At 68.2% G+C, this 11,709-nt stretch carries 9 protein-coding genes and 2 pseudogenes; 6 read left to right on the top strand and 5 right to left on the bottom strand.

Features of this window, described 5'->3' with window-relative positions; translation table 11 throughout:
* A pseudogene (locus Q1V87_RS04535) lies at positions 1–137 on the bottom strand (GNAT family N-acetyltransferase); the annotation flags it as partial.
* A gap of 127 nt (positions 138–264) precedes the next feature.
* Between Q1V87_RS04535 and rlmN the strand changes: the two are divergent.
* Positions 265–1,497: a 23S rRNA (adenine(2503)-C(2))-methyltransferase RlmN gene (rlmN, locus tag Q1V87_RS04530; RefSeq protein WP_300591026.1), complete on the top strand. Its 1,233-nt coding sequence runs from the start codon at positions 265–267 to the stop codon at positions 1,495–1,497.
* Between the two features lie 6 nt (positions 1,498–1,503).
* On the opposite strand, the gene Q1V87_RS04525 is transcribed toward rlmN, so the two are convergent.
* Complete coding sequence (locus tag Q1V87_RS04525) at positions 1,504–2,952, bottom strand: carboxylesterase family protein (protein WP_300591025.1); 1,449 nt, start codon at positions 2,950–2,952, stop codon at positions 1,504–1,506.
* 68 nt (positions 2,953–3,020) lie between these two features.
* Between Q1V87_RS04525 and Q1V87_RS04520 the strand changes: the two genes are divergently transcribed.
* Positions 3,021–4,031 (top strand): aldo/keto reductase family protein, encoded by a 1,011-nt coding sequence (locus Q1V87_RS04520; RefSeq protein ID WP_300591024.1) that lies wholly within the window; start codon positions 3,021–3,023, stop codon positions 4,029–4,031.
* Positions 4,032–4,043: 12 nt separating this feature from the next.
* Here Q1V87_RS04520 and Q1V87_RS04515 read toward each other — a convergent pair whose 3' ends face one another.
* Positions 4,044–5,579 carry a carboxylesterase/lipase family protein gene (locus Q1V87_RS04515; RefSeq protein WP_300591023.1) on the bottom strand — a complete coding sequence of 512 codons (1,536 nt, stop codon included), beginning with the start codon at positions 5,577–5,579 and terminating at the stop codon, positions 4,044–4,046.
* A gap of 119 nt (positions 5,580–5,698) precedes the next feature.
* Between Q1V87_RS04515 and Q1V87_RS04510 the strand changes: the two genes are divergently transcribed.
* Positions 5,699–7,663 carry an AarF/UbiB family protein gene (locus Q1V87_RS04510; RefSeq protein ID WP_300591022.1) on the top strand — a complete coding sequence of 655 codons (1,965 nt, stop codon included), beginning with the start codon at positions 5,699–5,701 and terminating at the stop codon, positions 7,661–7,663.
* Positions 7,663–8,160 (top strand): NUDIX domain-containing protein, encoded by a 498-nt coding sequence (locus Q1V87_RS04505; protein WP_292707494.1) that lies wholly within the window; start codon positions 7,663–7,665, stop codon positions 8,158–8,160. Before Q1V87_RS04510 ends, Q1V87_RS04505 begins: the two co-directional genes overlap by 1 nt.
* On the opposite strand, the gene Q1V87_RS04500 is transcribed toward Q1V87_RS04505, so the two are convergent.
* Positions 8,153–8,938, bottom strand: coding sequence for a hypothetical protein (locus Q1V87_RS04500; RefSeq protein ID WP_300591021.1), 786 nt, complete (start codon positions 8,936–8,938; stop codon positions 8,153–8,155). The two genes, Q1V87_RS04505 and Q1V87_RS04500, sit on opposite strands and share 8 nt — an antisense overlap.
* A 56-nt stretch (positions 8,939–8,994) precedes the next feature.
* A complete protein-coding gene (locus tag Q1V87_RS04495) occupies positions 8,995–9,804 on the bottom strand; it encodes a hypothetical protein (RefSeq protein ID WP_300591020.1) in 810 nt (269 codons plus the stop codon).
* 270 nt (positions 9,805–10,074) lie between these two features.
* Between Q1V87_RS04495 and Q1V87_RS04490 the strand changes: the two genes are divergently transcribed.
* Positions 10,075–10,725, top strand: a complete 651-nt coding sequence (locus Q1V87_RS04490) for a GntR family transcriptional regulator (protein ID WP_300591019.1) — start codon at positions 10,075–10,077, stop codon at positions 10,723–10,725.
* A pseudogene (locus Q1V87_RS04485) lies at positions 10,722–11,709 on the top strand (MmgE/PrpD family protein); the annotation flags it as partial. The gene Q1V87_RS04490 and the pseudogene Q1V87_RS04485, both read left to right, overlap by 4 nt.

Genomic DNA, 11,709 nt, shown 5'->3' with positions numbered 1-11,709 from the left:
AGCGTCTGCGTCAAGGGGGGCATGTGCGGGGTGCCATAGATGAGCGCCTCCTGCACGAACGCGGCGCGCTGGAGCGTGAGGACCTCCCCGGAGTCTGCGGGAGTGATCGGGCGGATGTCGAGGTCGTCGCGGGTCACGACCTCACGGTACTGGGCGGGTCTCCTCGGGGGGAGGGCTTGACAGGGCCAACAGGGCGTCGCCGGGCCAACAGGGCGTCGCAGGGCATGCAGGGCTGCGCGGCATCCGCTCGCTTACCCTGGAGTCATGGCTCGCGCGCTCCCTCCCACGTCCTCCGGCGCGCCGCAGGTGCGCCCAGCTACCGAAGGATGGCAGCAGAAGAAGGATGCCGAGGGCCGGCCACTCCTCCAGTTTGCGAGCCCCAAGCGAGGCAAGCCTCCCGTGCACCTGGCCGACCTGACTCCCGAGCAGCGCGTCGAGAAGGCCAAGGAACTCGGCCTGCCGGGCTTTCGTGCCGGTCAGCTTGAGCGCCACTACCTGACGCGCTGGACGAGCGATCCGGCAGAGATGACGGATCTGCCGGCATCCGGGCGCGAAGAACTTGTCGCCGGGCTGCTGCCGCCGCTGCTGACAGAGGTGCGTCGGCTCGACACCGACAAGGGCGACACGATCAAGTTCCTCTGGAAGCTGCACGATGGCGCACTCGTCGAGTCTGTGCTGATGCGCTACCCGGGCCGGATCACCCTGTGCGTGTCGAGCCAGGCCGGATGCGGCATGAACTGCCCGTTCTGCGCGACCGGCCAGGCGGGACTTACCCGCAACATGTCGGCTGCCGAGATCGTCGATCAGGTCGTGCGCGCCAATCAGGTGATTGCCCGTGGTGAACTTGGCGGCAAGCGCAGCAGCGACCAGTCCCTCGAGCGGGTTTCGAACATCGTCTTCATGGGGATGGGTGAGCCGCTGGCCAACTACGCCCGCGTCATGCAGGCGGTTCGTGTGATGACCGACAAGAAGCACGGCATGGGCATGAGCGCTCGCGGCATCACGGTGTCGACAGTGGGCCTCGTGCCGGCGATCACGAAACTTGCCGCCGAAGACATCCCGGTCACGTTCGCCCTATCTCTGCACGCGCCCGACGACGAGCTGCGCGATGAGCTCATTCCGGTCAATTCCCGCTGGAAGGTCGACGAGGCGCTGGATGCCGCCCGTGGCTACTTCGAGCGGACGGGGCGACGCGTGTCGATCGAGTACGCCCTCATCAAAGACATGAACGACCATCCGTGGCGCGCCGATCTGCTGGCGGACAAGCTCAACGCGCGCGGGCGGGGCTGGGTGCACGTGAACCCGATTCCGCTCAATCCGACGCCAGGGTCCATCTGGACGGCATCCGAACCGCACGTACAGAACGAGTTCGTGCGGCGCCTGAACGCCGCGGGCATCCCGACGACCCTGCGCGACACCCGTGGCAAAGAGATCGACGGGGCGTGCGGGCAGTTGGTTGCCACCGAGGATGACCAGGCGGCCGCCTCCGCCTCGTGACTCGGGTCAGGATGCCGAGCTGAAGGCATCGACAGCGTCGGCGCGTGGCAACGGGAGTGTCCGTGATTCGACATCGAAGACGCGCACCCGCCGCCCGGGCGTGAACGGCTCCCATCCCGGGTTGCCGTCGCGGATCATCCGCACCCAGGCGTCGTGCATCTCGTGCGCGAGACCCTGCGGGGGAGCATCCCCGGCCATTCGGATGCTGTCGGGATTGTCGAGGCCGTCGAAGACGAAGCCGAGTTCGAGCGCGTGTCCGGCACCGAGGCCGTCCACGGGGCTCTGCCAGGCGAACTCATACACGAAGGTCGGGGACGTCCGGCGATCAGCCACCTGGGTCATCGGCGCTCGCAGCATCGAGTCAGTGAGCGCCTGCCCGAGTCGGTCGCCGGCGCCGGCATCCGGGAACTGCGTCCGATAGGCCCGCACCGCGCCCCGCGGGATCTTGAGCGCGAGGTGACCCAGCGCCGCCTGCCAGGGCGAGATTCGCGCGAGGGCGTCGGGTGTGAACCAGAGGCGGTACTCGTCGGTGTTGGTGCCGATCAGAACGGGTGCCGTGGCGGTGGGGAGCGCTTGGCGAGGCGAAACGGGAAGGCTCTGTGGGTCGCGCGCAAGCAGGAATCCGGGCGCGCCCCGCAGCGGCGAGCTGCCCGCTGCCTGCGCTGTGCGGGCGGCCAGCAGCTCGGCAGGAGACAGCGCGGCGAACGCTTCGCGCGTCGCCGGGATGCCGAGCCGCTTCGCGAGCGCGCGGGTGACGCGTCCGGCTCGCTTCGGTTCGGCGGCATCCAGGGGACCGGACTCGATGATCGCGCCGGCGATCAGCGGCGCGGTGTCGGGGCGCGAGAGGAGCGCTGCCACCAGCGCCCCGCCGGCCGACTCGCCCATGATCGTGATGCGTGACGGATCGCCGCCGAAGGCGGCGATCTCGGTGTGGGTCCAGCGCAGCGCCGCTGCGACGTCTTCGAGGCCGAGATTGCGCGGGGCATCCGGGAGCACCGAGAAGCCCTCGGATCCGAGGCGGTAGTTCACCGAGACGAACACGACGCCGCTGCGGGCAAAGCTCGTGCCGTCATAACCGGCGAGGGAGCTGCCACCGCGCTCGAACGCGCCGCCGTGGATCCACAGCACGACGGGCAGCGGCTCGGATGCAGGCTCCGTCGCGCTCGCCGGGGTCCACACGTTGACGGTCAGGATGTCGTCGTCGGCGCCGTCGCTGTTCAGGCTCGGCAGGAGCTCGCCGATCCTGCCGCGGTAGGGGGTTTGCGGCGCTGCAGGACCGAACTGCGTCGCATCCCGCACTCCGGTCCAGCTATCGGGTGCTGACGGCAGCTGAAAGCGCCGCGAGCCGAACGGAGGCGCCGCGTACGGGATGCCGAGGAAGCGACGGATGCCTTCACTCACGCTCCCGCGCAGTGCTCCGGTGCTGATCGTCGCTTCGGGTGTTTCGGTACTCACGCCTTCAGGGTAGGCCTGGCTCACGACGCGCCGGCCCGCACGCTGCGGCGCGGCGATAGCGTGGAGCAATGGTCAACTATCGCTACCTCGGCAACAGTGGTTTCAAAGTCACGGAGATCACGTACGGCAACTGGATCACCCACGGCTCACAGGTCGAGAACGACGCGGCCATCGCGACGGTTCACCGGGCGCTGGATCTCGGCATCACGAGCTTCGACACCGCCGACGTGTACGCGAACACCGTCGCCGAGCAGGTGCTGGGCGAGGCGCTGAAGGGCCAGCGTCGGGAGTCGCTCGAGATCTTCACCAAGGTCTACTGGCCCGTCGGGCCGGGTGGCGCCAACGATTCGGGTCTGTCGCGCAAGCACATCATGGACGGCATCCACGGCTCGCTGCAGCGCCTGGGGACGGACTACGTCGACCTGTACCAGGCGCACCGGTACGACTACGAGACCCCGCTTGAGGAGACGATGCAGGCCTTTGCCGACATCGTCCGTCAGGGTAAGGCCCTCTACATCGGTGTGAGCGAGTGGACGGCCGAGCAGCTGCGCGCCGGGCACGCGCTGGCCAAGGATCTCGGCATCCAGCTCGTCTCGAACCAGCCGCAGTATTCCGCGCTCTGGCGCGTCATCGAGGGGAAGGTGATTCCGACCTCCGAGGAGCTCGGCATCTCGCAGATCGTCTGGTCGCCGATGGCGCAGGGCGTGCTCAGCGGCAAGTACCTGCCCGGTCAGCCGGCTCCCGCCGGTTCGCGGGCGACCGACGAGAAGAGCGGCGCCGGCTTCATCAAGCGGTTCATGACGGATGACGTGCTGAGCGCTGTGCAGAAGCTGCATCCCGTCGCCGAGCAGGCGGGGCTGACCTTGCCGCAGCTCGCTATCGCGTGGGTGCTGCAGAACCCGAACGTGTCGGCAGCGCTCGTCGGCGCCTCGCGTCCTGAGCAGCTCGATGACACCGTGAAGGCGTCGGGGATCACGCTGGATGCCGACACGATGGCGGCTATCGACGCCACCCTCGGATCGGTCGCCGAGACCGATCCGGCACTCACCGAAGAGTCATCGCCACGGTCCCGCCCGTGAGGGCGTGACGGCTCAGGGGAAGGCGAGGACCTCGTCTCCCCAACCGGTGCGCAGCTCGTGATCGAGGTCGGGGACGACACGGTCTTCGGTCTCGATCACGAGCGTTGCGCGCGTGTCGGTGTCGAACGCCGGCCAGTCCACCGCGCCATCAGCGTTCGGTGCGTCGCCCTTGGCGAAGGCCGTCCACCGCTGCTGCATTCGCGCTGAGATCCGTTCGGCCTCGTGGCGGCCACCGAGCCGGAAGCTGATGTCGTGCGCTCGGGTCCCGAACGTGCCCCACACGTAGGGAAGCTCGGTGGCGTGGGTCGCCCCGATGCGCAGAAGATGCAGCATCGGAGTGGCGTGATCGAACCGGTAGAGCCACACCGGTGCAACCCGGGAGTGCCCCTCGACGGCCCAGAGTGTCGGCATCCGGAATCCGATGTCGCGGGCGATCCCAAGCCCCACCGCGTGGTGGCGCACCCCCTCGTATGCCGAGAGTACCTGGGCCATCGAGGGGAGGTCGATGCCGGGGCGCTCGGTGCCGAGCTCGGCGAGCATCTGCTCGATCTGCTCCTCACGGATCGGCATGAGCGGCGACTTCATCATGCGGAACAGGGAAGCTTCGTCCTTGTTTGTGCCGATCAGCAGCGGTACCGGCAGGCCACGCCCCTCGGCGAGGACTGTCGCCGGCGCCTCTGGCAGCAGGTCGCCGTCGATGACGGGACCGAACGCGATGGTTCCCGGATGCTGCGCCGGGACCTCCGCGAACACCGTCATCCCGGCCTCGACGATCGTGTCGACCGGCAGTGCGCGCAGGTCCGCGGGGGCGGGGTTGCCCACTGCCGCCAGGAACAGGCCGGTGACGGTCTCGGCACGCGCCGCGTCGTAGACGCTCGAGACGGGTGAGGACTCGGCGATCGCGCGGGAGAAGAGCCCCGCGGCGCTGGGGACTGCGAGCAGCGTCGTCACGAGGCCCGCGCCGGCCGATTCGCCGAAGACCGTCACGCGGTCGGGGTCGCCACCGAAGGCGGCGATGTTGTGCTGCACCCATCGCAGCGCGAGCAGCACGTCTTTGAGCGCGAGGTTTCCGTCGAACTGCTGCTCCGGGCCGGACAGACTCGACAGATCGAGGACGCCGAGCGCGCCGATCCGGTAGTTGATCGTCACCACGACGACGTCGTGCCGCGCGAGGGCTTCACCGTCGTAGACCGGCTGGCTGCTGGAGCCGAACGTGTAAGCCCCGCCGTGCAGCCACACCATGACCGGCGCCGGGGTGTCAGCATCGGCCCCGCTCCAGACGTTCAAGAAGAGGCAGTCCTCGTCGAAGATCGGGTCCGGCCCGAGGTCCATCGCCGGATTCGCCTTCTGCGGTGCGGCGGGCCCGAAGCGTGTCACGTCGACCGTCGTCCCGGCGTCCAGAGGTTCAGCGGCAACGGGATCCCGCCACCGCGCGTCGCCGGTGGGGGCCTGCGCGTACCGGATGCCGCGCCAGACGCGAATGCCGCCTGACAGTTCCTCTCCGGCAAAGCGCCCGACGGGTGCAGCGGCAACGGGGGTCTGGTCCATGGGGGGCCTTCCAGTTCGGGTGAAGGGCGGCGTCGCGAGACAGCGTAGACGGTGAGCATATGCGGTCGGCTTTCGACGGAGCCCGTGCGTCGGATTCGTGCGGCTGACACAATCGGGTCATGCCGATCTGGCTTGCGGTCCTTCTGCTCACAGTCGCCTTCGCGGTGGTCTCCGCGTGGATCAGCCGGCGGCTCCTGGATGCGCAGATCGGATGGGTGCGCGCGCTCCTGACCTCTGCCGTGGTGTTTCTCGGCTCACTTCCGTTGACGGTGTGGGTGTTCGAACAGGCCGACATCGTCGACGGTGATCGTGTCGTCGTCGGAAGCCCGATCGTGCTGGCGTTCGTCGCCCTCGTGCTCGGCTGGATGTTCGCGGTCGTTGTCATCATCCTCGTCACCCTCGAGTTCCTCTGGCCGAGCCGCCCGCTCGGCAACCCTGTGACGATCGTGCGCGAGGCCTTCCGTCGCCGGGATCGAGCCCGCCGGTACGCGCAGATCGTCGCGATCGCCTCCCGTCATGGCCTGGGGATGTATCGCGGGCGATCGGATGCTGCGCGCGAGGCGTTGCCGCAGGCGCTCGTGGCTGCCCTCGCCGAGGCCGGCGTCACCTTCGTCAAGCTCGGCCAGGTGCTCTCCACGCGCGAAGACGTGCTCCCGCGAGACCTCATCGAAGCGCTGTCGATGCTCCAGATGGACTCGACCCCGATTCCCTGGCCGGAAGCCGAAGCGGCGATCCACGCAGAGCTCGGGCGGCCGATCGCCGACGTGTTCGCCGTGATTGAGCCGGAACCCATGGCTGCGGCATCCGTCGCCCAAGTGCACGCCGCGACGCTCGTGTCGGGCGAGAGCGTCGTCGTGAAGATCCAACGGCCATCTGCCCGCGCGCAGGTCACCACGGATCTCGACATCCTCGAGCGGCTCGCCCGGGATGCCGAGCGGCGCACCGCGTGGGCAGCCGACTACGGAGCGGTGGCGCTGGTGACCGAGTTCTCTCGGGCGCTGACGGAGGAGCTCGACTACCGCGTCGAGGTGGCAAACGCCGAGATGCTGCGCGGTGCGATTGCGAAGACTCACGCCATGCCGCTGCGCGTTCCTCAGGTCTATCGCGATCTGTGCACGCAGCGGATGATCGTGCAGGAGCGGATCGAGGGGGTGCCCTTCGGCAAGCTTCCCGAGGGCGCGGTGGAACCGGATGCCGCGCGGGAACTCGCCGACGGCGTCCTGGATGCTGTGTTCGAGCAGATCGCGGTGCGCGGGGTGTTCCACGCCGACCTGCATCCGGGAAACCTGATCCTCTGTGAGGGCGGAGAGGTCGCGCTGATCGATTTCGGCGCTGTCGGGGTGTTGGAGGCCAGCATGCGGCGCCTTCTCGTACCGCTGTTGACGGCGATGGAGGCAGACGACGATCAAGCGGCGACGGACATCGTGCTGCTGCTGTGCGAGCCCGACCCCGACGGTGTCGACCAGGCCTCCCTCCAGCGTGATGTCGGCGCGATCATCACCCGGGTTCGAAACGCGCCCGCGGGGGAGGACGTGTTCCGGCTTCTGCTCGACACCCTTCGTCATCATCGGTTGGCGATGCCGCCGTCTCTGCTGCTGGTGTTCCGCACCCTCGGTTCACTCGAGGGGAGCCTGCGGCGGGTGTCGCCGGGCTATGACATGGTCGGTCAGGCACTCAGCCGGGCGCCGCACTTCGCCCGCAGCATGCTGTCGCTGCGCACCGCAGCTCTCTCGGCTCAAACCCAGCTCGTTCTGGCTCTCGAACAGGTACGTCGGGCGCCCCGGCGCCTGGAGAACATTTCGCGATCCCTCGAGCAGGGCACCTTCTCGGTGCGGCTCCGCTCGTTCGAGAGCACGGGAGAGCGGCGATGGATCGAGGGAATGCTCGGCCAACTCACGAGCACGCTCGTCGGGGTCACCCTTCTGGCCACGGGCATCGCCCTCGCGATCTCATCGGGCGGCCCGCAACTGACCGAGGATGTTCCGCTGTTCCCGTTCCTCGGCAGTGTCGTCGGCCTCGGCGGTCTACTGCTGCTCGTGCGGAGCCTGCGCGCTGCGCTGCGTCGACGGGACGGCTCTACCTGATGTCAGTATTGAGCGCCGGGCTGCTGGCGTATCGCCCCGTCGTCTCGTCGTCGGATGGCTCGAGTGGTCTCGAGGTGCTCATCGCTCACATGGGCGGGCCGTTCTGGCAGCGCAAGGATGCCGGAGCGTGGACGATCCCCAAGGGCGAGTACGACCCGGCCGGGGAGTCACCACTGGAGGCAGCGCGGCGGGAGTTCCGCGAGGAGCTGGGGATCGATCCGCCGGGCGGCACCGTGATCGACCTCGGCTCGTTCGCCGCATCGCGCAAGTCGATCACTGTCTTTGCGGTCGACGGATCAGGCCTCGACATCTCGCATCCGGTGTTCGGGGAGTTCGAGCTTGAGTGGCCGCCACGGTCGGGGAAGGTGGCGAGCTTTCCCGAGATCGACCGCGTCGAGTGGATGCATCTGGCCTTCGCTGCTGAGAAGCTCACCGCGTCGCAGCGGCCCGCGCTCACCGCGCTTGCTGCCGCACTCGGCACCCGCGGCGTCAGTTGACCGGGTCCTCGGGTGCGGAGTCGACGAAGACGCCGACGCGGTCGCCCTCCAAGACGAACTGCAGCGCGGCACCGTCCCCGAAGCGTTCGAGAGCCGCTGCCGGCGAACCTGCATGGATCTGCACTGACGCGGTCGGCGGGAAAGCCCCGGCGCCGCATCCGTAGTACGTCGGCCCGTTCGGGAAGCCCGACTCGTCGTCAACGTCCTCAGTTCTGAAAACGACCAGGCACTCGCTGTCGACGCCGTCGCTCGAGTTGATGGCGGTTATCAGCGTGTAGCCCGCGAACTGAAACCCCACCGGGGGTGTATCTGTGCTCCCGAACGACGGGGCGGTCGTCGATGGATCGGGCTCAAGCGCCGCAATTTGCCGCGCTCCCGAGCCCTCGGAGATCACCGGAATCGAGGCGAGGCCCCAGGTGACGGATGCGGCAAGCGTCGCTGCTGCCGTCACGGACAGGAGCCAAAAGGCCCGCGCTGGTGGGGGCACGCGGCTGAGAGGTGACCAGGCTGCGCGCGCGCCTGATTCGCTCGCCGGTTCGTCGCTGCCGGGGACTGCCGTACCCGCGGACTCCGGGTCGTTGGTGCTCGCCGCCGCTGACGCCTCCGACGCTGCAGCGGCGAGCCCCTCGCTGCGCTCCGGCTCTCGCTGCTCAGTCCGTAGCTGGGCTTCGAGCTCTTGCAGTCGGTCGTACGCCACCGGGTCGCGCAGGATATCGGCGTCGGGGCCGCAGGCTCGCGCGCGAAGCGCCTGCAACTCAGCAGCGGCATCCTCGTTCATCGCTTCATGGTCGCATGAGCCCTTACGCCCGGCGGGGCAGTCCGCGGCCCCGCAAGCTATGCCGGGGTTGCGCCGCCGTCCCAGAAGACGCCGATCCGGTCACCGTGCAGAACGAACTGCAGCGCACCGCCCTCGGGAAACTGCGCGCGCAGCTCTGCTGGCACGGAACTGTCAAGCGCTACCTCGAACGTCGCGGGGAACGCTCCGGTTCGGCAACCGTAGTAGAGAGGTCCGTTCACCCCCTGGCCGTCGGCTGTCACGTTATCCGTGTCGACGGCGAGGAGACAGTCATCATCGCCGAAGAACGTGCCACCGGCCGACGAGTGCACGATCAGAAGCCCGTAATACTCGTAGGCAATGGCTTGCTCCGACGTCGTACCGAAGAATCCCTCCGGTATCGCGACGTCGTCGCTGACCTCGAGCGTGGCTACCTGGCGACTCGCGGTCGTCTGCGAGATCACGGGAAGAGACGCGAGCCCCCAGACGATGGATGCCGTCAGCGCGACGGCCCCCGCGATGGACACCGCGACTATCGCGGTAGCGACCGGCGGCAGCCGCGAGGTCAGCGTGTGGACGAGCTCCCATACGCGGGACGTCGCCGCAACTTCGTCGTCTTCGGCTCCCACGGCTGTGGCGGAAGTGTCTCCCCCTGGCGTGACGGAGCGGGCACCGACACCGTCCGCTGGCGGCTCGGATGCCCGGCTCACCGCCGCGACCGAGGGGCGCTGTGCCTCGCGCTCTGCTCGCAATTGCGCTTCGAGTTCCTCCAAGCGCGAGCGTGCCGCGGCGTCGTCGGCGAGGTCGGCGTCGGGGCCGTAGGCCCGGGCGCGGAGCCGACTGAGTTCGGCGGCCGATGCGTCGTCCACCGCCTCATCGTCGCACGGTGAACTTCGAAGGCCCGGTGTGACCACAACACTCTTGTCAGTGCCCCGCGCGAAGATCAGACTGGCACCGCCGCGTTGGTGGGCGGTGATCAGTGACCCCGACGGAAACGTCATCGGTCTCTACGAACAGACGCCGAGTGACTAACGCACACGCGGAGCGCGCGCTTTTGTATACCTAGAGCCGCCCTCAATGCCCGTATTGATACATTCAGTGCTTTTGTGTATACATGAAGGGCGGCGAAGGGAGAACGGATGCGAGCGAGTGATCGCGCATACCGGGCGCTCCTGGGCGAGATCCAGGACGGGCAGCTCCCCGCCGGCGCTGTGCTCGGGGAGGTCGAGCAGGCAGCGCGTCTCGGTGTGAGCCGTACTCCGCTGCGTGAGGCGCTCGCGCGACTGGCCGCCGACGGTCTGGTCGTTCAGCAGTCGCCTCGCGTCACAGTGGTGTCGGATGTCGATGCCGGTGACATCCGTGCCTTGTTCGAATTCCGCCGTGCTCTCGAAGAAGCTGCTGCGCGCCTCGCGGCGACCCGGGCCGACCCGGCCGAGTTCGCGGAACTCGCCGCGGAGTTCGACAGGACGTCGCTGCGCGGTGAGGGCCGCGAGCACTACTACGACCTGATCGCGCGGTTCGATGCCGCCCTCGACGATGCCGTCGACAACGTCTACCTGAGTTCGGCGCTTCGCACGATCCGCACTCACCTCGTGCGCGTGCGTCGCCTTGCCCGCGAGAATCCCCAGCGACTGTCGGCCTCGGTCGGAGAGCACGCGCTGATCGCCCATGCGATAGCCGCGCAGGATGCCGACCTCGCTGCGCACGCCACACATGTGCACCTGCACAACGCTTTGACCAGCATCCTCGCCTCCCTGGCCGAGGCCCGCACCGAACCCGGAGCAGCATGACCATCACGCACCACGTCCGTGTCCACCGCAGCGACGAGAACCTTGCTCGCGAGGGCCAGCTCGCCTGGCATATCGCCGAGGTCGCCGCCGACCCGATAGCGGTCGAGTCCGAGGTCGTCGACATGATCATCAACCGTGTCATCGACAATGCGTCAGTCGCTGCCGCATCCCTCACCCGGCGACCGGTGAGCGCCGCCCGGCAGCAGGCGCTCGACCACGCCGTCTCGGTCAGCGGTGCCGGAGCGACAGTCTTCGGCTGCGCAAACGAGCGGCGGACGAGCCCCGAATGGGCGGCGTGGGCGAACGGTGTTGCGGTGCGCGAGCTCGACTACCACGACACGTTCCTGGCCGCCGAATACTCCCACCCGGGAGACAACATCCCTCCGATCCTCGCCGTGGCCCAGCACGTCGGCGCCGACGGCGCAGCATTGGTGCGAGGGATCGCCACCGGATACGAGATCCAGATGTACCTCGTGCGTGCGATCTCCCTCCATAAGCACAAGATCGACCACGTCGCCCACCTCGGCCCCTCCGCTGCCGCGGGTATCGGCACACTGCTCGGCTTGGATGTCGAGACGATCTATCAGGCAGTGGGCCAGGCTCTGCACACGACCACCGCGACCCGCCAATCCCGCAAGGGCGAGATCTCGACCTGGAAGGCTCATGCCCCCGCGTTCGCCGGCAAGATGGCAGTCGAAGCCGTCGACCGGGCTATGCGCGGCTAGACGAGCCCCAGCCCGATCTACGAGGGTGAAGACGGCGTGATCGCCTGGATGCTCGACGGTAAGGATGCCGCTTACGACGTGCCGCTTCCTGCGCCGGGTGAGCCCAAGCGGGCGATCCTCGACTCTTACACGAAAGAGCACTCTGCCGAGTACCAGGCGCAAGCCTGGATCGACCTTGCCCGCAAGCTCGGTACCGAGCGCCCCGAGCTGCGCGACCCCGCGAATATCGCGAGCATCGTGCTGCACACGAGCCACCACA

The organism is Microbacterium sp. (genome assembly GCF_030149085.1).
In the GTDB taxonomy this organism is placed as follows: Bacteria; Actinomycetota; Actinomycetes; order Actinomycetales; family Microbacteriaceae; genus Microbacterium.
This window is presented reverse-complemented; position numbering and strand designations above follow the sequence as displayed.

Coding starts and splice junctions, on each gene's coding strand:
- rlmN (WP_300591026.1), top strand. CDS start 265: ATGGCTCGCGCGCTCCCTCCCACGTCCTCCGGCGCGCCGCAGGTGCGC.
- Q1V87_RS04520 (WP_300591024.1), top strand. CDS start 3,021: ATGGTCAACTATCGCTACCTCGGCAACAGTGGTTTCAAAGTCACGGAG.
- Q1V87_RS04515 (WP_300591023.1), bottom strand. CDS start 5,579: ATGGACCAGACCCCCGTTGCCGCTGCACCCGTCGGGCGCTTTGCCGGA.
- Q1V87_RS04510 (WP_300591022.1), top strand. CDS start 5,699: ATGCCGATCTGGCTTGCGGTCCTTCTGCTCACAGTCGCCTTCGCGGTG.
- Q1V87_RS04505 (WP_292707494.1), top strand. CDS start 7,663: ATGTCAGTATTGAGCGCCGGGCTGCTGGCGTATCGCCCCGTCGTCTCG.
- Q1V87_RS04500 (WP_300591021.1), bottom strand. CDS start 8,938: ATGAACGAGGATGCCGCTGCTGAGTTGCAGGCGCTTCGCGCGCGAGCC.
- Q1V87_RS04490 (WP_300591019.1), top strand. CDS start 10,075: ATGCGAGCGAGTGATCGCGCATACCGGGCGCTCCTGGGCGAGATCCAG.